The organism is Flavobacterium sp. J49 (assembly GCF_011742145.1).
In the GTDB taxonomy this organism is placed as follows: domain Bacteria; phylum Bacteroidota; class Bacteroidia; order Flavobacteriales; family Flavobacteriaceae; genus Flavobacterium.
Window position 1 is genome coordinate 43519 of the sequence record NZ_JAAQQU010000104.1, and the last position, 24554, is coordinate 68072.

Consider the following 24554-nt stretch of genomic DNA (forward strand, 5'->3'; position numbering starts at 1 on the left):
ATTAAGTTTTTTTTATGATATTTGTTAAATGAGAGACATTACTTTAAAACAAATTGCCGAAACCCTTGGAATCTCTATCACTACGGTGTCTAAGGCGTTAAAAAACTATCCCGATGTAAGTCCGAAGACCCGCAAGGCTGTTTTAGAGTTGGCCCAATCCTTAAGTTATACGCCGAATAGTTTTGCGGTGAATCTCAGAACCAAAGAATCGCGAACAATCGGATTGATTATCCCGGAAGTAGTGCATCATTTTTTCTCTAATGTCATTAACGGCATTATTGATGAAGCCGAGAAGAGTGGTTATTTGGTAATCATACTTCAATCGAATGAGTCCTTGGAATTGGAAAAAAAGCAAGTCGAACTTTTGATGAATAAAAGAGTTGACGGCATCATTATGTCGTTGTCGAATGAATCCAACGATGATGAGCACATCAAAGAAATCCTTCGCAAGGAAGTTCCTTTTGTAATGTTTGACAAAATTTCGAAACTCATTCCGTGTTCCAAAGTGATTATCAACGACCAAAAAGCCGCTTTTAATGCGGTTGAACATTTGATTCAAAAAGGCTGTCGAAAAATTGCTCATATTCGCGGACCGGTGAATCCGCAAAATGCTATTGACCGTTTTTTGGGTTACAAAAAAGCTTTAGAGAAAAACAATATTGCCTTTGACCCCAAACTGGTTTACACTTGCAAAAATGTAACTTTTGAAGAAGGACTCGAATTTGCCAAACAAATTGCGGCAGAACATCCGGATGTAGATGGTATTTTTGTAATTACAGATTTGGTAGCTGTTGGTGTTTTGGCTTATTTCAATGAAGTAGGTCTTAAAATTCCCGAGCAAGTAAAAGTCATTGGCTTCAGCAACTGGTTTATGTCGCAAGTAATTACGCCAAAATTAAGTACTGTAGACCAACCCAGTTTTGAAATGGGTGTTCAATCTTTCAAATTATTGTTGGAAGAAATTAATGCTAAAAAAGAGATGCTTCCTTTTCAACCCAAAACTATCGAATTGGAAACGGACATCATTGAAAGAGACTCTACTTTAAAAAACTAATATTTCTTTTTAACCCTTCCAATTTGGTCCGCTTTAATGGCGAATTGGGAAAGACTTTGGCAAATGTCTCTTCGGTGATTTCTTCCCAGTCTTTTTTGGTATAAGACAGTAATTCGGGATAAGGTGAAAATAAGGGTTCACTATGGGGTTTTGAAAATTTATTCCACGGACAAACATCTTGGCAAACATCACAGCCAAACATCCAGTCATCGAGTTTGCCTTTCATTTCGTTGGGAATATTTTCTTTGAGTTCTATGGTGAAATAAGAAATGCATTTGCTGCCATCAACAACATAAGGCGCGACTATGGCTTGTGTCGGACAGGCATCAATACACGCTGTGCACGTTCCGCAGTGATCCGTGGTCGGATTATCATAGGCTAATTCTAAATCGATTATCAATTCGGCTATAAAATAAAATGAGCCTACCTGTTGCGTCAATAAATTACTGCTTTTTCCCATCCAGCCCAAACCACTCTTGGCGGCCCACGCTTTGTCCATTACGGGTGCAAAATCAACAAATGCGCGACCGGGAACTTCTCCGATTTCGGTTCGAATACTGCGCAATAACTTCTTTAGTTTTTTCTTGATGACGTTGTGATAGTCTTTCCCGTAGGCGTATTTTGAAATCTTATAACTGCCATCAATTTGTTCTTCGGGCGGATAATAATTTAGCAATAGCGAGATGACACTTTTGGCATCATCCACCAACAAAGTCGGATTCAGTCGCATATCAAAATGGTCTTCGAGATACTTCATTTCGCCGTGATGGTTTTGGTTTAACCAATTTTCCAATCGAGGCGCTTCTTCTTCTAAGAATCCTGCTTTAGAAATGCCGCAAGACAAAAAACCGAGGCGTTTAGCTTCGGCTTTAATGAATTGCGTGTATTTCTCTTTATTGTTGATCAAAATAATCCGCCTTGAATATTGGTGTTAATTTTTCCCAAGTGTTTATAGGCTTTCTCGGTTACTTCTCTACCGCGTGGCGTTCTGATAATAAATCCTTCTTGGATTAAGAAGGGTTCATAAACTTCTTCGATGGTTTCACCGCTTTCGGAAACGGCTGTTGCCAAAGTGGACAAACCTACCGGTCCGCCTTTGAATTTCTCGATGATGGTTGTTAGGATTTTGTTGTCCATTTCGTCTAAACCATGAGCATCTACATGTAAAGCTTTCAAGGAAAAACGAGCAATTTCTATATCTATTTTACCATTGCCTTTGATTTGGGCGAAATCTCGAACACGACGCAACAAGGCATTGGCGATACGCGGCGTTCCACGACTTCTCCCGGCTATTTCTATTGCGGCTTCCATCGTAATCGGCATTTTTAAAATGGCGGAACTGCGTTGGACAATAGTGGTTAACAATTCGGTATTGTAATATTGCAAACGGCTTTGGATTCCGAAACGCGCACGCATGGGAGCAGTAAGTAATCCGGAACGCGTGGTGGCACCGACTAAGGTAAACGGATTCAAATTGATTTGTACGGTTCTTGCATTGGGTCCGGATTCAATCATGATGTCGATTTTAAAATCTTCCATGGCGGAATACAAATATTCTTCCACTACAGGACTTAATCGATGAATTTCATCTATGAATAAGACGTCTCTGTCTTCAAGATTGGTAAGCAATCCGGCTAAATCCCCGGGTTTGTCTAAAACCGGTCCGGAAGTAATTTTAATCCCAACACCCAATTCATTGGCCAGAATATTAGCCAAAGTCGTTTTGCCTAATCCAGGTGGTCCGTGAAAAAGGGTATGATCGAGCGCTTCGTCTCTCTGATTGGCAGCTTCTACGAATACTTTGAGGTTATCAAGCACTTGATCTTGACCTGTAAAATCGTCAAAACTGAGTGGTCTTAACTTCTTTTCGAGGTCGAGTTCTTCCGGATTTAAACGGTTGCTGTTAGGATCTAAATTTTCATTCATTTCACAAATATATGACAAAGTTGGTTGGCAATAAAAAATGCCTTTCGATTAGGAAAGGCATTTTTTAATTTTATAAGTAAGTATTAGTGATGTAACACTTCTTCTCCCGGTTTCATTGGTACATTTTGCGGAACGAAATCCTCATCATGACCCGGTTTGCTGTAATCATAAGGCCATCTGTGTACTTCAGGAATAGCACCAGGCCAGTTTCCGTGAATGTGTTCGATTGGCGCAGTCCACTCCAAAGTGTTTGATTTCCATGGGTTTTGTACGGTTCTTTTTCCGTAGAAAATACTACTGAAGAAGTTGTATAAGAATACCAATTGGAAAGCACCACCAATTAAAGCGAAAGTTGTAATGATAACGTTTACATCCTGTAAATCGTCAAACAACGGGAAGTTCGTATTGGTGTAATATCTTCTTGGTAAACCGGCCATTCCGATGAAGTGCATTGGGAAGAAAACTCCGTAAGCACATACCGCTGTTACCCAGAAGTGAACATAACCTAAGTTCTTGTTCAACATTCTTCCAAACATTTTAGGGAACCAGTGGTAAATACCGGCAAACATTCCGTACAATGCTGAGATACCCATTACCAAGTGGAAGTGAGCCACAACGAAATAGGTGTCGTGCACGTTAATATCCAAAGTACTGTCTCCCAAAATGATTCCGGTTAAACCTCCTGTGATGAAGGTAGAAACCAAACCGATAGAGAACAACATGGCAGGATTTAACTGTAAGTTACCTTTCCAAAGTGTTGTAATATAGTTGAATGCTTTTACGGCAGACGGAATTGCAATCAATAAAGTTGTGAAGGTAAATACCGAACCTAAGAACGGATTCATACCCGAGATAAACATGTGGTGACCCCAAACGATAGTTGACAAGAAGGCAATCGCAATAATTGACATGATCATCGCTCTGTAACCAAAGATTGGTTTACGAGAGTTGGTAGCAATAATTTCAGAGGTAATACCTAAGGCCGGTAATAATACGATGTATACTTCAGGGTGACCTAAGAACCAGAATAAGTGCTCGAACAATACCGGTGAACCACCTTGGTAATGTAAAACCTCTCCGGCAATATAGATATCAGACAAGAAGAATGAAGTTCCAAAACTTCTGTCCATGATTAACATCAAGGCAGCGGATAATAATACCGGGAATGAAATAACCCCAATGATAGCCGTGATAAAGAATGCCCAAATGGTTAGTGGTAATCTTGTCATTGACATCCCTTTAGTTCTTAAGTTGATTACCGTAACGATATAATTTAAAGAACCTAGTAATGATGACGCAATGAAAATAGCCATAGAAACCAACCACAAAGTCATCCCTGCTCCTGAACCTGACATCGCTTGCGGCAACGCACTTAATGGTGGATAAATTGTCCATCCTGCTGAAGCCGGTCCGGATTCAACGAATAATGAAATTACCATTACCACACTTGATAAGAAGAATAACCAATAGGAAACCATGTTTAGGAATCCGGAAGCCATATCTCTAGCACCAATTTGTAATGGAATTAATAAGTTACTGAAAGTACCGCTCAATCCGGCAGTTAAAACAAAGAATACCATGATAGTACCGTGAATTGTAACTAACGCCAAATAGGTTTCGTTATTCATTACACCTCCCGGAGCCATTCTTTCACCAAGGAAAAAGCTGAAAATTTTAAAAGATTCTTCAGGCCAAGCCAATTGCATTCTGAAAAGCATTGACATCCCAACACCAATTACGCCCATAATGATACCGGTAATCAAATACTGTTTAGATATCATTTTGTGGTCAATACTAAAAATATATTTAGTAATGAACGTGTCTTTATGGTGGTGTTCGTGTTCGTCGTGACCGTGATCGTGATTGTGAGCTTCTGCTGACATATAGGTAAACTTTTAAATTTTATTAATTTTTCATTTCTGCTTGAGCAACTACAGTAGTGTCTTTGCTGTTTGAAGAGGTAGAATCTTTAGTTGGCACAGCCGGTGCTTCTGCCGCTTTAGCTTCTGCTGTGGCTGTTTTCACTGCTTGAACAATGGTTTTAGGCGCGTTTTGCTTTAACCAATTTTCATAATCTTCCGGAGTATCTACCACAACTTTCATTTGCATGTTATAGTGAGAAGAACCACAAATTTTGTTACATAACAATAAGTAATCAAAGGTATACGGATCAAGTGCTGTTTGCCCTTCAGCTACTAATTGCTCACTTTTCTTAGCTCTAATCGCATTGATATTGGCTACTTTTTCAATCATTGCCGGTTTGTCTCTCATTTCGGCAGTAGTCAAAGTAGGGATGAATGAAAATTCAGTCACCATTCCCGGAACACAGTTCATTTGTGCTCTAAAGTGTGGCATATAAGCAGAGTGTAATACATCTTGTGAACGCATTTTAAAGATAACTCTTTTGCCTTTTGGTATATGCAATTCTGAAGAGGTAAAGTCATCTTGTGCATTAGGATCTGATAAATCAACACCTAAAGTATTTACACCTTCAATGTATCGAACATTAGCTTTACCTAAAACATTATCTGCTCCTGCATACCTGGCTTCCCATTTGAATTGTTGAGCATAAAGTTCGATAACGATAGCATCTTCTTCGTCTTTTTCATCCACAAACATGATGTTTGTCCAAGCATACAAACCGTAGAGGATTAATCCTGCCAATACAATAGCCGGAATAATACTCCAAATAAATTCTAACTTGTTGTTATCAGCGAAGTAAAGTGCTTTTTGCCCTTGCTTTCCTCTGTATTTAAAAGCGAAATAGTGTAATAATGCTTGAGTAACGGTTTGTACAAAAAAGATTAAAACCATAGAAATCATCATCAGGTTGTCAACCTCAGGTCCGTGAGCCGAAGCAGAGTCACCAATCAATGGGAAATGGCTGTAATTTAAAAGACAGTAGATTGTAGTTAGGTAAATAAATCCTAAGAAAGCAAACATCAAGTAGCCGTTAACTTTGTTATCGTTATCGTTTGCTATTTGTGTGTCATTCACATTTCCACCAACTTGAGTTAAGTCGAATATTTTAGTTAACTGCCATAGGGCAACTGCCAATAAAACTACAACTATAAGTACCAAAAGAGTTGTCATTTGTAATTTACTTTAAATATTAATAATGAAAATGTTTACTTTCTTCGATGAAAGGATTGCGTTTTGGCACCAATGGCGCTTTAGTCAAGGCACTGAATACTACAAAGATGAATAATCCAAAGAAGAATAAGATTGATGAAATTTCAGGGATTCCGATAAACCATTGGTCACCTACCGTTGCCGGCATAATCATGTTGAAGAAATCAACATAGTGTCCGAATAAAATAACGATACCGGCCATCACAATAATCCAAGAAATACGTTTGAAATCGGTGTTGATTAAAACCAAGAACGGGAAAATAAAGTTCATAGCAACTGCCCCAAAGAACGGTAAGTTGAAATCCTCAATTCTGGTTTTGAAGTAAGTTACCTCTTCCGGAATGTTAGAATACCAAATCAACATAAATTGAGAGAACCATAAGTAAGTCCAGAATACACTAATACCAAACATGAATTTTGACAAATCGTGAATATGACTTGAATTTACATTTTCTAAATACCCTTTAGATTTTAAGTATAATGTCACCATAGAAATGGTAGTAATACCGCTTACAAAGAAACTGGCAAATACATACCATCCGAATAAAGTACTGAACCAGTGTGGGTCAACGGACATAATCCAATCCCAAGACATAATAGATTCGGTTACAATAAAGAATACTAAAAACGCCGCTGACATTTTGAAATTCTTTTTGTAGAAAGAGTTGTCTGTAGCTTCGTCTTGAGCCAAACAGTTCTTTCTAGATAAATAACGGTATAAATTCCATCCGAAAATAAATACGGCTGCTCTGATAATCCAGAAAGGGAAATTTAAATATCCTGCTTTACCGGCAATCAAATGATCATAATTAGCGCTTTTTGGATCTGTTACCCCGTCAGCCATCCAAACAAACAAGTGGTTAAAATGAAAACCTGATAACAACAATAAGATAAAGAAGATGATAGAACCCGGTAACAAATAAGCCGTGATTCCTTGCATTACTCGGAATAAAACCGGAGACCAACCTGCTTGTGCCACTTGTTGGATAGCATAAAAAGCTAATGCTCCCAAAGCAATCAACATAAAGAAAAGACAAGCTACATATAAAGCCGCCCAAGGTTTGTTTTGTAATTGGTGTAGAAGATGTTCTGCATGTGCTTTATGGTCATCATGTCCTGCACTTGCATTAGCATCATGAGTATCATGTGCTGCTGTTTCAGCCTTTTGCGTTTGGGCTATCGGTGCTGCAGCGTGTGCTTCAGTTGCTGGTGCAACACTGTCATGGGCTGTTGGCTCAGCGTGTGCTTCGCTGGTTGCGGCAGTAGCAGCTTCTGCATGTGCTTCGTGTGTTGTCGGCTCAGCTTTTGCTTCATGAGCCGGTGCGGCTGCGTGTCCGCCACCGTGATGCGATTCAGCTTCTGCTTTTAAAATAGCCTCAACTTCATGAATATCTTTTGGTGCAGTTAAAAAACCATAACCAATCCCAAGGATACCCACGATCATTAGGACAAAAGAAAAGGTTTTTAATTTACTTGAAAATGTATACATATCTATAACAATCTGTTTGTTCTACAATTATAATTTGCTTTTAAGTTGCATTACATATGCGGCAACTAACCAACGCTCTTCTTGACTTAATTGATTGGCGTGAGAACCCATTGAATTCAAACCGTAAGTCACAACATGGAAAATACTACCTTCATTGATAACTCTGTCCGCATAACTTGGCACTCCTAAGAATTTCTCTTGAGTTACCAATTTTCCTTTTCCATTTCCTTCAGCACCATGACAGATTGCACAGTATATAGCGTAAAGTTCCTCTGCTTTTTTCATATCTACTTGAGTTGATTCAAGCGGTGATTTTGGATTCGAAGCTTTAATAGCTGCTAAAGCTTCCGGAGTGTTGGGGTATTCATAAGGAACAAATCCTCTTTTGATTGAACCTTGTGCCGGAACTTGACCTTCTTTCCCTTTTTCACCCGTTGGTGAATTGAAAGCATCTGACTCAGAATAGGTTTCATAAGCCACAGATTCGTACATATTTGGCATGTATTGATAGTTTGGTTTCAAATCATCTTTACATGAAGATAAAGAAACAATGCAACCGAATACAAATGCTATTTTAAGTAAACTTTTCATATCTATTATTAATGCTTATCAATTACTTTTACTTCAACTGCTCCTGTTCCTTCAAAGAATTTTACCAATTCTGCTTCATTATCATGAACAGATACTTCCATCAAAAAGTGGTCGTCAGTAGTTCTTACATCAGGGTTTTCTGCTTGCTTGAATGGCCATAACTTACTTCTCATGTAAAAAGTGATTACCATTAAGTGAGCTGCAAAAAACACAGTCATCTCAAACATTACCGGTACAAAAGCGGGCATGTTTTGAATATAACTAAAACTTGGTTTTCCTCCAATATCTTGTGGCCAATCGGAAATCATGATGTAATTCATCATGGTTGTAGCTACTGTTAAACCGATACATCCGTAAATAAAGGCACAGATAGCCAATCTTGTCGGAGCCAATCCCATCGCTTTGTCTAAACCGTGAACCGGGAAAGGAGTGAAAATTTCTTCAATATGATGATGGGCTGCTCTGGTTTTGTGAACCGCATCCATTAATACATCATCATCATTGTATATTGCGTGTATAACTTTATTACTACTCATAGCAAATATTAATGTTTATCTGAATGATTATGACCTTCTAATTCTCTTTGTTTTTTATAATTCTCTCCTGATGATTTCAAGATTGTTTTAACCTCTGCTTGAGCAATCACAGGGAATGTTCTGGCATATAAAAGGAATAATACAAAGAAGAAACCAATCGTACCGATAAAGATTCCGATATCTACAAATGTAGGTTGGAACATCGTCCAAGATGACGGTAAGTAATCTCTGTGTAATGAGGTCACGATAATTACGAAACGCTCAAACCACATACCGATATTTACCACAATCGAGATAATGAAAGAGAACATAATACTGGTTCTTAATTTCTTGAACCACATGAACTGTGGAGAGAATACGTTACAAGTCATCATCGACCAGTAAGCCCACCAGTAAGGACCGGTTGCTCTGTTCAAGAAAGCATATTGCTCATACTCCACTCCTGAATACCAAGCTACAAATAACTCAGTAATATAGGCAACACCAACGATAGAACCGGTAATCATGATTACAATGTTCATCAATTCGATATGTTGGATAGTGATATAAGCTTCAAGGTTAGATACTTTTCTCATGATGATCAACAAAGTATTTACCATCGCGAATCCTGAGAATACGGCCCCGGCAACGAAGTACGGCGGGAAGATAGTCGTATGCCATCCCGGAATTACCGAAGTAGCAAAGTCAAAGGATACAATAGTGTGTACAGAAAGTACTAATGGTGTTGCTAGGCCGGCCAATACCAAAGAAACCTCTTCGAAACGTTGCCAGTCTTTTGCTCTTCCGCTCCATCCGAAAGATAGGATAGAATAAATTTTCTTGGTAAAAGGAGTTACGGCTCTATCTCTCAACATCGCGAAATCCGGTAATAAACCTGTCCACCAGAATACTAATGATACTGAAAGGTAAGTGGAAATCGCAAATACGTCCCAAAGTAACGGTGAGTTGAAGTTAACCCATAATGAACCGAATTGGTTTGGAATTGGCACTACCCAATAAGCCAACCATGGACGTCCCATGTGAATAATTGGGAACAAACCGGCTTGTATTACCGAGAAGATGGTCATCGCTTCCGCAGAACGGTTAATGGCCATTCTCCATCTTTGACGGAATAACAATAATACCGCAGAGATAAGTGTTCCGGCGTGACCGATACCTACCCACCAAACGAAGTTAGTGATATCCCAGGCCCAACCAACTGTTTTGTTTAATCCCCAAGTTCCGATTCCGGTAGAGATGGTATATACAATACAACCTATTCCCCAAAGGAAAGCGGCTAATGCTATTGAAAATACTGTCCACCATTGTTTGTTGGCTCTACCTTCTACAGGTGCGGCGACATCAACTGTTACATCGTGATATGATTTATCACCTATAACTAAAGGTTTTCTAATGGGTGCTTCGTAGTGAGACGACATAATCCTTTATATTGTTTCTTAATTAATTATTTTTTGATACTAGGTATTTCTAACTTTTACGTGGTAGAAAACATTTGGTTTTGTTCCAACGCTTTCCAATAAGTGGTACATTCTATTGTCTTCGGCCAACTTAGCAACTTTGCTTTCTTTGTTGTTAACATCACCAAAAACCATAGCACCGGTAGTACAAGCAGAAGAACAAGCGGTTTGGAATTCTTCCACACCTACTTCTCTGCCTTCACGTTTTGCAGTTAGTATAGTCAATTGTGTTTTTTGAATACACATCGAACATTTTTCCATAACGCCTCGAGAACGAACATTCACATCCGGATTCACAACCATACGGCCTAAATCATCATTCATGTGGAAATCAAACTCTTCGTTATTGCTGTACAAGAACCAGTTGAAACGACGTACTTTATACGGACAGTTGTTAGCACAGTAACGAGTACCAACACATCTGTTGTAAGCCATTTGGTTTTGACCTTGACGACCGTGAGAGGTTGCTGCTACAGGACAAACTGTTTCACATGGTGCGTGATTACAGTGTTGACACATCACCGGCTGGAATACCACTTGTGGGTTTTCAGCAGGGTTTTCCATATCTCCAAATCCGCCTAACGAACCTTTTTCTCCGAACAAACCATTGAAGTTGTCTTTTTTCTCGTTGTCTTGTGCGAAAGTTTCTTCGGAAGAGTAATATCTGTCAATACGCAACCAGTGCATGTCACGACTTCTTCTTACTTCAGATTTTCCAACAACAGGAACATTGTTTTCAGCATGACAAGCAATAACACAAGCACCACATCCGGTACAAGCATTCAAGTCGATTGACAAATTGAAATGATGTCCTACCGAACGGTCAAATGATTCCCATAAGTCAACAGAAGTTGCTTTCACTTCTTTGTGATCCAAAGAAACCATCGGCGATGGATTCCAAACTTCAGGCTCATCAAATTTAGCAGTGAAAACGGTCAATGTAGTTTCTTTAATAACATCGCCTCTTCCCATTAAAGTTCTTTGCGATTGTACACAAGCAAATTCATGCTCACCATCTGCCTTAGTTAAAGTGGCCGATTGTACGTTATTAAAGTTATTATATAAAGCGTAAGCATTAACACCTACTTGCATTTCTTCTTTTAAAGCGGCTTTTTTACCGTATCCTAAAGCCAAACCAATCGTTCCAACGGCTTGTCCAGGTTGAACAATTACCGGAGCCGTGATAGAAGTATCGCCTACTTTTACCGTAGCATAACTTCCGTTTAAACCTCCATTAGCAACGATTTCATTAACTAGACCCATTTTGTCAGCATCAGCTTTTGAAACTGTGATGTAGTTATCCCAAGAAACTCTTGTGATAGGATCCGGGAACTCTTGTAACCAAGGATTATTAGCTTGTTGACCATCACCCATACCGGTTTTGGTATACAATACTAATTCAAATCCGTTAGCCGGTTTTGATTGTGCCAAAGCATTGGCTGCCGCTGAATAATCAGCTGAACCACCTGCTGCTGCAGTAGCTACTCCGGCTACAACACCATCATGAACTGCTTTGTTCCAAGTCAATCCGTTTAAGTAAGCTGCTGAATTTGCTTTAATGTAATCATAATAAGAGGCTGTGTTACCGGTCCATGACAACAATCCTTCTTGGAATTGTTTCGAACTGAATAACGGACGAATCGTTGGTTGAACCAATGAATAAGTGCCTTTGGTTAACATTAAGTCATTCCAAGACTCCAAGTAATGAGGAGCAGGAACAGCGATATTGGTAAGTGAAGCCGTTTCGTCTTCTTTCAAAGAGAAGGCTACCGATAATTTTACTTTTTTCAATCCTTCAGCAAAAGCTTTTCCGTTTGCCAAAGTATAAACCGGATTTACACCACTCATGATTAAAGTATGAACGCTTCCTGCATTCATATCTGCTAACAATTGAGTTACTTTAGCATCAGATCCTTTTCTGATTTGACGGCTTCCTGAAGTTGAAAATGCCTCACTAGCCAGTTTTTGGTTAATTGCCAAAACTAGTAATTGTGCATTTTTATCCTGGATTCCTGAAACCAAAACCCCTTTGCTTTTAGCATCGTTTAACTGCTTGGCAGCTTTTGTAACTTCAGCATCTCCTGCATTAGCAGCACCGCCAACAATTACATTATAGATACCAACTAAGGCTTTTTTCTGATTTGCTATTGTCATCGGAACACGTTTATCAGCCGCAGCTCCAGACAAAGTCATGTTAGCTTCAAACTGGAAGTGCTTCGACATTTTTCCTTTTTGCGGAATTCTTCCTTGTGCATAACCGCTATCGAAACCTCCGCCTTGCCAATCTCCCAAGAAATCTGCACCGATAGAAACAATAGTGTTCGCTTTTGAGAAATCATAATCCGCTAAAGCTCTTTCACCATAAACTGCTTCAAAGGCATCCAAAGCAGCCGATTCAGAAACCGCATCATAAACAACGTGTTTAGCACTTGGGTTTTGAGCAATAAATTCTGCGATTAATTTTTCTGTTGACGGACTTGCCAAAGTGTTTGTTAATAAAACCACTTGACCTCCTTTAGCTTTGGCTTCAGCCAAACTTGCTTTGATTTTTGAATCCGCTTCTTTCCAAGAGGCTTCTTTTTGACCAACCTTAGTCACTTTAAGACGCATACTGTCATACAAAGACAATACCGAAGCGTGAACTCTGGCATTGGCAGCAAACTTAGCACCCGCTATAGTGTTATTTTCAATTTTAATTGGACGCCCTTCACGTGTTTTTACCAATAAATTAGCAAAATCAAACCCGTCAAACATAGAAGTTGCAAAATAATCTGCAACACCCGGAATGATTTGCTCCGGTTGTAAAACGTAAGGTATAGATTTGTGTACCGGACCTTCACAGGCTGCCAATGTAGCAGCGGCTGTACTGAATCCTACGTATTTCAAGAAATCACGACGAGTTGTTGAAGAAGAAGATAATGAATCTTTGTCTGATAAGAATTCATCTGTTGGAATTGCTTCCACAAATTCATTATTTCTAAGCGTCTCAACAATAGAACTATTTTCGTTTAGTTCCTCAACACTTTTCCAGTATTTTTTGTTCGATGACATCGTATATAAATATTAGCTTCTTAATAATTTGATTAATAGTGGCACTTACCACATTCTAAACCTCCCATTTGTGCCGCAGTCAATTTTTCTACGCCATATTTCTTGGAAAGTTCTTCGTGAATTTTAGTGTAGTAAGCATTGCCTTCCATCTTAACTTCAGTTTCACGGTGACACTTGATACACCAACCCATCGTTAATGGAGCAAATTGCTTTTGTATTTCATACTCCTGCACTGGACCGTGACATTTTTGACATTCTATACCAGCTACAGTTACGTGTTGTGAGTGATTGAAATAAGCAAAGTCAGGCAAATTGTGGATACGCACCCATTTTACCGGCTTTGTTTTTCCTGTATATTTTTGAGTAGCCTTATCCCAGCCGACTGCATCGTATAATTTTTGAATTTCACCGTCATAGAAAGCTTTTGTATGCTCGGCAGTTGCCGTAGTATCAGCTACTTCAGAGATGTTTTTGTGACAGTTCATACAAACATTCAACGAAGGAATACCGGCATTTTTACTAACTCTGGCAGCAGAGTGACAGTATTTACAATCAATACCATTACTACCGGCGTGAATTCTGTGTGAATAGTGAATTGGCTGAATTGGCGCGTAATCTTGATCAACCCCAACTTGCATCATCCAACCATACACAAAGTATCCGCTTGACAACAACAAGAAAATTGACGCCACAAAAACCAAAAACTGGTTTTTAGCAAACGCTTTCCAAATTGGCAGCGATGCTTCTTTTTGAGCAACCTCAATTCCGTTAGCTTTGGCTACTTTAGACAACACATTGTTTACAAAGAACAACATAATTACCAACATCAGCATTACCAAAGCAAGCGCACCAAGAATCACATCGTTAGAAATCCCTCCTGCGTTGTCAGCTTTCAAACCGTTATCAGCAACAGCCATTCCAACAGGTGGCTCCGCTTTTTTCTCGTTGGTATAAGCAATGATATTGTCAATATCAGCTGTTGTCAATGTTGGGAATGAAGTCATCACTGACTTGTTGTATTCCTCAAAAATGGCAACTGCTTTTGCATCTCCGGATTTAACCATAGCAGAGCTGTTGTTTACCCATTTGTAAATCCAAGCCATATCATACTTTGCAGAAACACCTCTTAATGCAGGACCCGTCATCTTCTTATCAAGAGCGTGACATGCTGCACAATTGGCGTTGAACAAAGCTTTTCCGGCTACCGGATCACCTCCTGCAGTTGCTGCCGCAGGCGTATCGGTTGCAGGAGCTGTTGCTGCTGCGTCGGTTGCCGGCGGTGTTGCTTGTGAAAATGAAGTGAAGGAGAATGTTAGCATCAAAGCTAAACTGAAGACTATTTTCCTTGAAATCGAATTATGGTTACCCATTTTTTTCATATAATATAATGATTATCGACTAATGTTGGCATGATTTTTTCTGAACCTATTTTCAGGTAAAAATCGACGCTTTATTAAAAACTTGCACAAAAATACGACTTATGAACTATTCTCAAAACCTTAAATATATCTTAAATACCAATTTATATTAATTCTAAATAACAAATTGTCTTTTGTTTAATTTTTTAAGTTTTACATTTGTATAAAAATCAAATCATTATGAAATATTTCCACAAAACAAAGCTTGTTTTTACTGCCGTTGGAGTTTTATTTTTATCTCAAAAAAGCTTTAGTCAGGACGGAAAAGTGGCTGTTAGTCAAGATCCGAAGTTTGAACAGTTACTAAATGAAAAAAGAAAGATAAACAGCTCTATCACGATTAATGATCGTTACAAAATTCAAATATTTAATGGTGACAGTGAAAACTCCAAAAAAACATTGATTGATTTTAAAAAGGAAAACAAAAATATCGATGCTACTATAGTTTTCAGCACACCGGCCTACAAGGTTTGGGTCGGCAATTTTAAAACCCGAATTGAAGCCGAAAAAAACCTAAATGAATTAAAGAAAAAGTACCCGAATGCTTTTTTAATTAAACCTAATAAATAAAAAAAGTCCCGATTACTCGGGACTTTTTTATTAGCTATTATTTCAATTTTTTCTTCACTTCCACTTCTTGGAACGCTTCGATTTGATCGAGCTCATGAATATCATTGTAATTCTTAATCTGCATACCGCAATCATAGCCTTTGGCTACTTCTTTCACATCGTCTTTGAAACGTTTTAAAGTGGCTAATTCTCCTGTATAAATTACTACGCCTTCGCGAATCAATCTTATTTTAGAGTTTCTGAAGATTTTACCATCGGTTACCATACAACCTGCAATAGTTCCCACTTTGGATACTTTGAAAATCTCACGGATTTCTGCTGTACCGGTAATTTCTTCTTTCATCTCCGGAGACAACATGCCTTCCATCGCGTCTTTTAAGTCGTCGATAGCGTCGTAAATGATAGAATAATTACGGATATCAATTTCTTCTTTGTCAGCCAATTGCTTAGCATTTCCTGAAGGACGAACATTAAATCCGATTATAATCGCATCGGAAGCCGAAGCTAACAATACGTCTGATTCTGTGATGGCTCCAACTCCTTTGTGTATGATTCTGATTTGAATTTCTTCGGTAGATAATTTTGAGAAGGAATCTGATAACGCTTCAACCGAACCGTCAACATCTCCTTTTAAGATAATGTTCAATTCTTTAAACTGACCCAAAGCAATACGACGACCAATCTCTGCCAACGTAATGTGTTTTTGTGTACGAACGGATTGCTCACGCAATAACTGGGTACGTTTAGCGGCAATTTGCTTGGCTTCTCTTTCGTCTTCAAATACGTTGAACTTATCACCGGCTGTTGGCGCACCATCCAATCCTAAGATTGAAATTGGGGTTGACGGACCGGCGACTAGTATATTATGACCTCTTTCATCGTGCATGGCTTTTACCTTACCGTGATTTTTTCCGGCCAACACATAATCTCCTACGCGTAAGGTTCCGGCTTGTACCAAAACGGTTGACACATAACCTCTACCTTTATCTAAGAAAGCTTCCACAACAGTTCCGAGAGCCGGTTTGTTTGGATTGGCTTTTAACTCTAAAATTTCGGCTTCTAATAATACTTTCTCCAGTAATTCTTTTACTCCTGTTCCGGCTTTGGCAGAGATATCTTGGGATTGGTATTTTCCACCCCAATCTTCCACCAATAAATTCATACCGGCCAATTGTTCTTTGATCTTTTCAGGATTAGCCGCGGGCTTATCTACTTTATTGATAGCGAAAATCATCGGTACCCCGGCGGCTTGCGCATGGCTGATAGCTTCTTTGGTTTGTGGCATGATGTCATCATCCGCCGCAATCACAATGATAGCGATATCCGTTACTTGAGCTCCACGAGCACGCATCGCGGTAAACGCTTCGTGACCCGGTGTATCCAAGAATGCAATTTTTTGACCATTGTCTAATTCCACTCCGTAAGCGCCAATGTGTTGTGTAATCCCTCCCGATTCTCCGGCAATTACATTCGTTTTACGAATATAATCCAACAAGGATGTTTTACCGTGATCTACGTGACCCATTACCGTTACGATTGGTGCTCTGTGTACTAAATCTTCTTCTCTGTCTTCAACCACTTCAAGGTTTTCCTCGATATCGGTGGTTACAAATTCTACTTCATAACCAAACTCATCAGCAACAATAGAAAGCGTTTCCGCATCCAGACGTTGGTTCATGGTTACCATGATTCCTAATGACATACAAGTTCCGATTACTTTGGTAATAGGCACATCCATCATCGTTGCAATTTCCCCTACGGTAACAAACTCGGTTACTTTGATGGTTTTGCTTCCTTCTTCGATGGCCTGCATCTCGTCTTCATTTCTTTGACGGTGCGTATCACGTTTGTCTCTTCTGTATTTCGCGGCTTTGGATTTGTTTCCTTTTCCTTGAAGACGTTCAAGCGTTTCTTTAATTTGGTTTTTAACCTCTTCTTCTGTCGGCTCAACTTTTTGAACTATCGCAGGGCGAGCTCCTTTTTGGAAGCCGCCACCTGGTTTGTTGCCAAATTTATTACCTCCGCCTTGCGTGTTACCACCACTGGTAATGGCCGGCTTATCACCCGGTTTAGGCGCAATTCTTTTTCTTTTATTTTTATTCGCGTTGTTGTTAGCGCCTTGAGCAGCATTTTGACCCGCACCCGGAGTTGCCGGTTTGTTGTTGTCTTTTTTGAACTCCTCTTTTTTCTTTTTGGGTTTGTTGAATTGGGATAAATCAATTACCTGACCTGTTAAAGTAGCACCCGACAATTTTTGATATTGGGTAGTGATGGTTTCATCAACCGGTGCTTCTGTAGCAACCGGCTCGGCTTTTGGCGCCGCTTCTTTTACTTCTTCAACCGGGGCCGCTTCTTGTTTTTTGATAACATTTTCCTGAGATTCTACAACAATTTTCGGGGTTTCAACCGCTGGAGTTATTGCAACCGGGGCTTTTGGCTCAAGGTCGATTTTTCCAACTTGTTTAGGAGCGGTTACTACAGCCTTTGCTTTGATTAGCTCTAAACGTTGACGCTCTTCATCTGCTTTGCGTTTGTCCTCAATCTCTTTTTCTCTTTCGAGTCGAAGTGCTTCTTTTTCTTTTCTGATTTCCTCACTTACGCCTTTAGAAGCTTCTTTGTTTCCTTTGTCTCCGGCAAATTGACCACAAAGAATATTATATACATCATCGGAAATTTTTGTGTTTGGGCTTGCTTCTATTGCAATGCCTTTATCTTTAAGATAATCCACAGCTCTTTCCAAAGAAATATTTAATTCCCTTAAAACTTTATTAATTCTAATATTTCCTTCAGACATAAAATCTTTTTAATGTTATCTATTTTGGCGAAAGAATTAGTCCTCGAACTCTTCTTTCAATATTCTTATTACTTCTAAAATGGTTTCTTCTTCCAAATCGGTTCTTCTCACTAAATCGGCTACATCTTGGTTTAGAATACTTCTCGCGGTATCCAATCCGATTTTAGCAAACTCATCGATTACCCATCCGTCGATTTCATCTGAGAATTCTGTTAATTCAACGTCATCTTCTTCGATAGCGCTTCCTTCTCTGATTACGTCTAATTCATAACCGGTTAATAATCCGGCTAATTTAATGTTGTGACCTCCGCGACCAATCGCTTTAGAAACTTCTTCTAATTTCAAGAACACTTCGGCTCTTTTTTTCTCTTCGTCAATTTTAACGGAAGAAACTTTAGCAGGACTTAACGCTCTTGTGATGTACAACTGTAAGTTGCTGGTGTAGTTAATTACGTCGATGTTTTCATTCCCTAATTCACGAACGATACCGTGAATACGAGAACCTTTCATCCCAACACAAGCACCAACAGGATCAATTCTGTCATCATAAGAATCTACCGCTACTTTTGCTTTTTCGCCCGGTATTCTGACTACTTTTTTAATCATGATTAAGCCATCGAATACTTCCGGAATTTCTTGCTCGAATAATTTTTCCAAAAATTTATCGGCCGTTCTCGACATGATAATTTGAGGCTTATTCCCTTTCAATTCAACGCTTTCAATGATACCGCGTACGTTATCCCCTTTGCGGAAAAAGTCAGACGGAATTTGTTTTTCTTTCGGCAATACAATTTCGTTTCCTTCATCATCCACCAAAATTACAACTCTTGGGCGAACGTGGTGCACTTCGGCGGTATAAATTTCGCCAATTAAATCTTTAAATTGTTTGTAAAGATTCGTGTTATCGTGTTCGTGAATTTTAGAAATCAGGTTTTGACGCAAAGCCAAAATTGCTCTTCTTCCTAAATCTATCAATTTTACTTCTTCAGAAACTTCTTCACCAATTTCAAAATCGGGCTCAATTTTTCTGGCATCCGTTAACGTGATTTCTTCGTTTTCTAAATCTAAATCGTCATCAGCAACAACAATTCTTCTTCTCCAAATCTCCATATCACCTTTATCAGGATTGATAATGATGTCAAAATTATCATCAGAACCGTATTTCTTTTTTAATGCGTTTCTAAATACATCCTCCAAAATCGCCATAAGCGTTACTCGATCAATAAGTTTATCATCTTTAAACTCTGAAAATGACTCGATTAATGCAATATTTTCCATGCCAAATTTTAATTAAATATTATAATAACAATTGCTTCTTTTATTTCTGAATAAGGAATCTCGCGTTGGTGTTCAACTGTTTCTTTTCCTTTTCCTATTTTTTTCGGTTCTCTTGCAGTCCAAGAAAGTGTGATGCTTTCCTCTGATGCTGCTTCTAATTTTGCTTCTATTGTTTCGGTAGCCGTTTTTACTTTTAAAGTTCGCCCAATATTCTTTTTATATTGTCTGACCAATTTTAAGGGGGTTGATACCCCAGCCGATGCTACTTCTAATGAAAAGTCTTGAGCTTCTCTATCCAGGTTGTTTTCAATTACACGACTGACATCAATACAGTCCTGCAAAGTTACACCATTATCCCCATCCAAAGTTACGGTAATTTTATAACTATCTGAAATACTCAAATCTACAAGGAACAACGAGGGTTTTTCGATTAAACCTTCTTCCAATAAATTCGTAACTTTCTCTTTAAATGTCATAGTTGTATAAAAAGAGGGAAGCACTGCTTCCCTCATTATTTAGTTTTAAATGGTAAATAACGGTGCAAATATAGTTATTTTTTTATAATTCAAAAAATCATTGCCGAATCAAAAAAAAATAATACCTTTATTGTGTTAAAATATCCTATCCAAAATTTACTTTTTTAAATTATGAAAAAAATCTTAGTCCCAACAGACTTTTCAGAACACGCCGGATACGCATTAAAAGTTGCGGCACAAATTGCCAAAAAAAATGGAGGAGAAATCTTCCTTCTTCACATGTTAGAATTACCTCATCAAGGCAGTGACGCCGTTGGAAGCGGTCACGATTTACCTGAAATCATGCTTTTTAAAAATGCCGCGATAAACAGATTGGAAGACTTAATGGATGATCCGAGCTTGGAAGGTTTGAAGGTTTCAGAGATTATTCAATTCGAGCTGGCTTTCGACGGAATTATGAACATCAGTAAAAAGAACGATGTTGATTTGATTGTAATGGGTTCACACGGTGCCAGCGGTTTTAAAGAAATGTTTATCGGTTCTAATGCTGAAAAAGTAGTTAGAAATTCTGATATTCCGGTATTGATTATCAAAAAAGAAGCCGGCAATTTTGAAGTAAACAAATTTGTTTTTGCTTCTGACTTTGCAGACGAAATCAAAAGACCTTTTGCTAAAGTGGTGGAATTTGCCAATAAATTTAACGCCGAATTACATTTGGTAATGATTAACACCCCAAGCAGTTTCAAGCCTACACACGTAGCCCAAGAAATTATGAATGATTTTATCTCTAATTTCACCATCAATAAGTTTTCTACCCATATTTACAATGATGTTAATGTAGAAAGCGGTGTTTTGAATTTTACCAACAATATCGATGCTGATTTGATAGGAATGAGTACTCATGGCCGAAAAGGACTTGCCCACTTCTTTAACGGAAGTATCAGCGAAGACTTAGTAAATCATGCACTTAAACCGGTGGTTACTTTTAAAATCTAATAAAAACAAACCATATTTAAAAAAGCCTCTCAAAATTGAGAGGCTTTTTTATAGGTCTACTTGGACTTCTCGAAATGAATTCGGATGAACTTCTAGTCCTTGCGATAAAACAAAAAATCCCGCTAATTGCGGGATTTATCGTTGGTCTACTAGGACTCGAACCTAGAAAGACGGCACCAAAAACCGTAGTGTTACCATTACACCATAGACCAGCTTTAACACATTAAGCAAGATTAAAAGCGGAGTTCAGCGAACAGCCGTTTTGCTTAATGCGAGTGCAAATTTAGAACAAATTTTATTTTACACAAACAATTACACGAAAAAATTAAATTCTTCTTTTGCAAAATCACCCTGTCGGACCATAATAATCTTGTAATTAATTCGTTATCTGTTTGAGAAAATTTTGTTAATCCGCGTTTAATTGCGTTAAAAAAAATAGTTTCTTTGTAACCATAAAACAAACCCTCTTCATTTCATACTTATATGATGAATTTTAACTTCAACAAGTGGAATACCATTTTAGGATGGACAACATTTACTATTGCTTTAATAACTTATTCATTAACTGTTGAACCTACCATGAGTTTTTGGGATTGTGGAGAATACATCTCTACAGCCGCCAAATTGGAAGTTGGTCATCCGCCCGGAGCGCCGCTTTACCAAATCCTCGGAGCTTTCTTTGCTATGTTTGCCACAAGTAAAGAAACCATTGCGCTGATGGTTAATATGATGTCGGTTTTTTCCAGTGCATTCACCATATTGTTTATGTTTTGGTCATCTTCTATCTTACTAAAGAAAATTGTTTCTTCCTATTCAGAAGTTGACAAAAGCAAATCCATCGTTATTTTAGGAAGTTCGTTTGTAGGCTCTTTGGCGTTTACTTTTTCGGACAGTTTTTGGGCCAGTGCCGTAGAAGCCGAAGTGTATGCCATGGCATCGTTGTTAATTGCGCTCTTATTCTGGCTTGGGTTGCGTTGGGAACAAGACATGCACACACCAAAGGGAAATCGTTGGTTACTGCTGATTTCATTAATCGTCGGACTCTCTTTTGGCGTCCACTTTATGGCGTTATTGACCATTCCGGCAATTGGGTTTTTATATTTTTTCAAGAATTACAAAACCGTAACCGTTAAAAATTTCATTATTGCCAACATTATCATTGTGGCTGTCTTGTTATTTATATTCAAATTATTATTGCCTTACACCTTAGCTTTCTTTGGTAAAATGGAAATCTTTATGGTAAACAGTATTGGCTTACCATTCAACTCCGGAACCATCTTTGCCGTTTTATTGATAGTGGTTTTTTTCTATTTCGGATTAAAATACACCCGCGAAAAAGGACATCCGTTTTACAATACCGTAATTCTTTGCATTCTTTTTGTCTTAATAGGTTTCTCGACTTGGATGATGTTGCCGATTCGCGCCAATGCCAATGTGGTCATCAATGAAAACAAACCTTCAGATGCTGCCGAGGTTTTAGCTTACTATAATAGAGAACAATACGGTGTAAACCCTTTGTTTTACGGCCCGCAATACACTGATACTTTTGCGGGTTTGGATGAAGACCAACCCTATTTAGACAAAGCACCTAACTACGAAAGAGATTACAAAACCGGTAAATATGTCATTGTAAACAATTACAAAAACGCCGAACAAAATACAGACGACAAACACAAAGCAGTTTTGCCACGTCTTTGGAGTACTGATCATATTGAAAACTATATCCAATTTACCGGAGTACCTAAGTTCACTTTGAATCAAAATTATCCTTACGAAGAGGATTTGGCGCAATATGGCGTAGCCATAGACAGCTTAAGTGAAGAGCAAGTAATGCAAGCAGTAGCCCAATTAAAAGAGGAAATGCAAAAGAACATCAATGAGTTTAAAACGGCTTACCAGCAAAAACAAATTGACAACGAAGACTATGTTTCCTTTCTGAAAAAATACAGCGATTATCTTGTAATCGAAAAACCTTCAACTTGGGACAACATCAGCTTTATGATTGAATACCAATTCGGATACATGTACGGAAGGTATTTATTGTGGAATTTTGTTGGAAGACAAAACGATATTCAAGGAAAATACGATAATCTTGACGGCAATTGGATCAGCGGTATAAAATTTGTTGACGAACTGCACTTGGGAAAAGGCACTCAAGAAAACCTTCCCGATGACGTTAAAAACAACAAAGGAAGGAATGTTTATTATTTCCTCCCTTTTATTATCGGACTAATCGGGCTTATGTACCATGCCCAAAGGGATTTGAAGAGTTTTTATGTTTTACTGGCGCTGTTTTTATTTACCAGCATCGCTCTAAAAATATTCCTAAACGAAAGACCTTTTGAACCTAGAGAAAGAGATTATGCATTGGTTGGCTCTTTTTATGTTTTTGCTATTTGGCTGGGATTTGGTGTCTATGCCATCTACGAAATCGTATCCGATTATGTGAAATCAAAGTTAGTTGGTCCTATTGTAATTGGCGCTTGTCTTTTGGCAGCTCCTGTTTTAATGGCGAGTCAAAACTGGGACGACCATGATCGTTCCAACCGCTATACTGCAACAGCCATGGCTAAAAACTACCTCAACTCTTGTGATAAAAATGCTATTCTTTTCACCATTGGTGATAATGACACTTTCCCGCTATGGTATGCCCAAGAAATTGAAGGCATCAGACCTGACATTAAGATTATCAACACCCAATTATTCATGACCGATTGGAATATTGACCAATCTAAATTTAAAACGTATAGCGCTGAAGGTTTACCGGTTTCATTCAAACACAGTGAGTACGTAGGTGATAATTTAGATTATGTAGCGCATATTCCGAAAACAGATGCTCGTTGGAACATCAAAGACTTTATTGACTTTATCAAACTCCCGAAATCAATTATTGAGTTACAAAACGGACAAATTATCCATTTTTATCCAACCAATAAAATCAGAATTCCGGTTGACAAGAATACCATTATCAAAAACAATGTGGTCAACCAAAAATACCATGATTCTATAGTACCGTTTATTGATTTAGACATCAAAGGAAGCGCTATGTATAAAAATCGCTTGATGATGTTGGATGTATTGGCCAATAACAATTGGAAACGACCAATCTATTTCACCGGTGGAAGTTTTGGTGACGATGATTATTTGTGGATGAAGGATTACCTTCAATTAGACGGGTTGGTTTATAAATTAGTCCCGATTAAATCGCCCGTTGACAAAGAAAATCCTTATGAAATGGGTCAAATTGACACGGATAAGATGTATAATTTGGTGATGAAATGGGATTGGGGCAATGGCGAAAGCACCAACATTTACCACGATCCGGAAACCCGTAAAAACAGTATTTCTTACCGAACCAATATGGCCAGATTAATGGAACAATTAATCAACGAAGGTAAAAAAGACAAAGCCAAAAAAATTATTGAGTTAGCCTTGACCAAAATGCCGATGGATTATTATGGTTATTACACCATGGTTGAACCATTTGCTTCAGGATATTATGAATTAGGCGAAAAAGCAAAAGCGCGCGAGTTATTGGAAAAATTGATGACCAAATACAAACAAAACTTGAAATATTATGCCGGAATACAGCCTTCTATTCAAAACGGAATTGCAAGCGATATCATTACCGATATTGAACGTTACAGAAGTTTATTAATGGTAATGAAAGACCGTGGCGATTTAGAGTTTTACAACAAAAACAAACCCCTTTTTAACTCTTTTGTACAGCGTTTTACGCGTTTCGGAAGAGAATTAGAATAAACCAATTTAGCTTCGCTCCGTTCG

General features: G+C 38.4%; 17 protein-coding genes and 1 tRNA gene. 4 read left to right on the forward strand and 14 right to left on the reverse strand.

Annotated elements, in window-relative coordinates:
- Positions 1-28 precede the first annotated feature (28 nt).
- The gene (locus tag HA632_RS06755) at positions 29-1054 is read left to right on the forward strand and encodes a LacI family DNA-binding transcriptional regulator (RefSeq protein ID WP_176306442.1); all 1026 of its coding nucleotides are present in this window, start codon (positions 29-31) and stop codon (positions 1052-1054) included.
- Here the strand turns inward: HA632_RS06755 and queG are convergent.
- The 10 genes from queG to HA632_RS06805 all read right to left on the reverse strand — a co-directional run bounded on the left by queG (position 1038) and on the right by HA632_RS06805 (position 14615).
- Positions 1038-1961 (reverse strand): tRNA epoxyqueuosine(34) reductase QueG, encoded by a 924-nt coding sequence (gene queG / locus HA632_RS06760; protein WP_176306443.1) that lies wholly within the window; start codon positions 1959-1961, stop codon positions 1038-1040. The two genes, HA632_RS06755 and queG, sit on opposite strands and share 17 nt — an antisense overlap.
- Positions 1958-2980: a Holliday junction branch migration DNA helicase RuvB gene (ruvB, locus tag HA632_RS06765; protein ID WP_176306444.1), complete on the reverse strand. Its 1023-nt coding sequence runs from the start codon at positions 2978-2980 to the stop codon at positions 1958-1960. The genes queG and ruvB overlap by 4 nt, the downstream gene beginning before the upstream one ends.
- An 83-nt stretch (positions 2981-3063) precedes the next feature.
- The gene (locus HA632_RS06770; protein WP_176306445.1) at positions 3064-4863 is read right to left on the reverse strand and encodes a cbb3-type cytochrome c oxidase subunit I; all 1800 of its coding nucleotides are present in this window, start codon (positions 4861-4863) and stop codon (positions 3064-3066) included.
- 22 nt (positions 4864-4885) lie between these two features.
- Positions 4886-6073, reverse strand: coding sequence for a cytochrome c oxidase subunit II (locus HA632_RS06775; protein WP_176306446.1), 1188 nt, complete (start codon positions 6071-6073; stop codon positions 4886-4888).
- A 19-nt stretch (positions 6074-6092) separates the two neighbouring features.
- Complete coding sequence (locus HA632_RS06780; protein WP_176306447.1) at positions 6093-7601, reverse strand: quinol:cytochrome C oxidoreductase; 1509 nt, start codon at positions 7599-7601, stop codon at positions 6093-6095.
- A 27-nt stretch (positions 7602-7628) separates the two neighbouring features.
- On the reverse strand, positions 7629-8192 hold the full coding sequence (locus tag HA632_RS06785; protein WP_176306448.1) for a cytochrome c: 564 nt from the start codon (positions 8190-8192) through the stop codon (positions 7629-7631).
- Between the two features lie 8 nt (positions 8193-8200).
- The gene (locus HA632_RS06790; RefSeq protein WP_176306449.1) at positions 8201-8728 is read right to left on the reverse strand and encodes a DUF3341 domain-containing protein; all 528 of its coding nucleotides are present in this window, start codon (positions 8726-8728) and stop codon (positions 8201-8203) included.
- An 8-nt stretch (positions 8729-8736) separates the two neighbouring features.
- Positions 8737-10146 (reverse strand): NrfD/PsrC family molybdoenzyme membrane anchor subunit, encoded by a 1410-nt coding sequence (gene nrfD / locus HA632_RS06795; protein WP_171221528.1) that lies wholly within the window; start codon positions 10144-10146, stop codon positions 8737-8739.
- A 39-nt stretch (positions 10147-10185) separates the two neighbouring features.
- Entirely contained in the window at positions 10186-13236 is a 3051-nt protein-coding gene (locus HA632_RS06800; protein WP_176306450.1) for a TAT-variant-translocated molybdopterin oxidoreductase, read from the reverse strand.
- 32 nt (positions 13237-13268) lie between these two features.
- A complete protein-coding gene (locus HA632_RS06805; protein WP_176306451.1) occupies positions 13269-14615 on the reverse strand; it encodes a c-type cytochrome in 1347 nt (448 codons plus the stop codon).
- A gap of 219 nt (positions 14616-14834) precedes the next feature.
- On the opposite strand from HA632_RS06805, the gene HA632_RS06810 reads away from it, so the two are divergent.
- Positions 14835-15224 (forward strand): SPOR domain-containing protein, encoded by a 390-nt coding sequence (locus HA632_RS06810; protein ID WP_176306452.1) that lies wholly within the window; start codon positions 14835-14837, stop codon positions 15222-15224.
- Positions 15225-15261: 37 nt separating this feature from the next.
- On the opposite strand, the gene infB is transcribed toward HA632_RS06810, so the two are convergent.
- From infB to rimP, 3 genes are read right to left on the reverse strand one after another with little or no spacing between them, the layout of a single operon-like run.
- Positions 15262-18018 (reverse strand): translation initiation factor IF-2, encoded by a 2757-nt coding sequence (gene infB / locus HA632_RS06815; protein ID WP_176306453.1) that lies wholly within the window; start codon positions 18016-18018, stop codon positions 15262-15264.
- Positions 18019-18054: 36 nt separating this feature from the next.
- Positions 18055-19296, reverse strand: coding sequence for a transcription termination factor NusA (gene nusA, locus HA632_RS06820; protein WP_121311938.1), 1242 nt, complete (start codon positions 19294-19296; stop codon positions 18055-18057).
- Between the two features lie 8 nt (positions 19297-19304).
- Complete coding sequence (rimP, locus tag HA632_RS06825; RefSeq protein WP_176307157.1) at positions 19305-19772, reverse strand: ribosome assembly cofactor RimP; 468 nt, start codon at positions 19770-19772, stop codon at positions 19305-19307.
- 171 nt (positions 19773-19943) lie between these two features.
- Between rimP and HA632_RS06830 the strand changes: the two genes are divergently transcribed.
- Positions 19944-20768 carry a universal stress protein gene (locus tag HA632_RS06830; protein WP_176306454.1) on the forward strand — a complete coding sequence of 275 codons (825 nt, stop codon included), beginning with the start codon at positions 19944-19946 and terminating at the stop codon, positions 20766-20768.
- 141 nt (positions 20769-20909) lie between these two features.
- Here the strand turns inward: HA632_RS06830 and HA632_RS06835 are convergent.
- Positions 20910-20980, reverse strand: a tRNA-Gln gene (locus HA632_RS06835).
- Positions 20981-21251: 271 nt separating this feature from the next.
- Between HA632_RS06835 and HA632_RS06840 the strand changes: the two genes are divergently transcribed.
- Positions 21252-24530, forward strand: a complete 3279-nt coding sequence (locus HA632_RS06840) for a DUF2723 domain-containing protein (RefSeq protein ID WP_176306455.1) — start codon at positions 21252-21254, stop codon at positions 24528-24530.
- The last annotated feature ends 24 nt before the right edge of the window (positions 24531-24554 follow it).

Excerpts from the sequence above, each read along its gene's own strand:
- HA632_RS06755 (WP_176306442.1), top strand. The coding sequence starts at position 29 with ATGAGAGACATTACTTTAAAACAAATTGCCGAAACCCTTGGAATCTCT.
- ruvB (WP_176306444.1), bottom strand. The coding sequence starts at position 2,980 with ATGAATGAAAATTTAGATCCTAACAGCAACCGTTTAAATCCGGAAGAA.
- HA632_RS06770 (WP_176306445.1), bottom strand. The coding sequence starts at position 4,863 with ATGTCAGCAGAAGCTCACAATCACGATCACGGTCACGACGAACACGAA.
- HA632_RS06775 (WP_176306446.1), bottom strand. The coding sequence starts at position 6,073 with ATGACAACTCTTTTGGTACTTATAGTTGTAGTTTTATTGGCAGTTGCC.
- HA632_RS06780 (WP_176306447.1), bottom strand. The coding sequence starts at position 7,601 with ATGTATACATTTTCAAGTAAATTAAAAACCTTTTCTTTTGTCCTAATG.
- HA632_RS06785 (WP_176306448.1), bottom strand. The coding sequence starts at position 8,192 with ATGAAAAGTTTACTTAAAATAGCATTTGTATTCGGTTGCATTGTTTCT.
- HA632_RS06790 (WP_176306449.1), bottom strand. The coding sequence starts at position 8,728 with ATGAGTAGTAATAAAGTTATACACGCAATATACAATGATGATGATGTA.
- nrfD (WP_171221528.1), bottom strand. The coding sequence starts at position 10,146 with ATGTCGTCTCACTACGAAGCACCCATTAGAAAACCTTTAGTTATAGGT.
- HA632_RS06800 (WP_176306450.1), bottom strand. The coding sequence starts at position 13,236 with ATGTCATCGAACAAAAAATACTGGAAAAGTGTTGAGGAACTAAACGAA.
- HA632_RS06805 (WP_176306451.1), bottom strand. The coding sequence starts at position 14,615 with ATGAAAAAAATGGGTAACCATAATTCGATTTCAAGGAAAATAGTCTTC.
- HA632_RS06810 (WP_176306452.1), top strand. The coding sequence starts at position 14,835 with ATGAAATATTTCCACAAAACAAAGCTTGTTTTTACTGCCGTTGGAGTT.
- infB (WP_176306453.1), bottom strand. The coding sequence starts at position 18,018 with ATGTCTGAAGGAAATATTAGAATTAATAAAGTTTTAAGGGAATTAAAT.
- nusA (WP_121311938.1), bottom strand. The coding sequence starts at position 19,296 with ATGGAAAATATTGCATTAATCGAGTCATTTTCAGAGTTTAAAGATGAT.
- rimP (WP_176307157.1), bottom strand. The coding sequence starts at position 19,772 with ATGACATTTAAAGAGAAAGTTACGAATTTATTGGAAGAAGGTTTAATC.
- HA632_RS06830 (WP_176306454.1), top strand. The coding sequence starts at position 19,944 with ATGAAAAAAATCTTAGTCCCAACAGACTTTTCAGAACACGCCGGATAC.
- HA632_RS06840 (WP_176306455.1), top strand. The coding sequence starts at position 21,252 with ATGATGAATTTTAACTTCAACAAGTGGAATACCATTTTAGGATGGACA.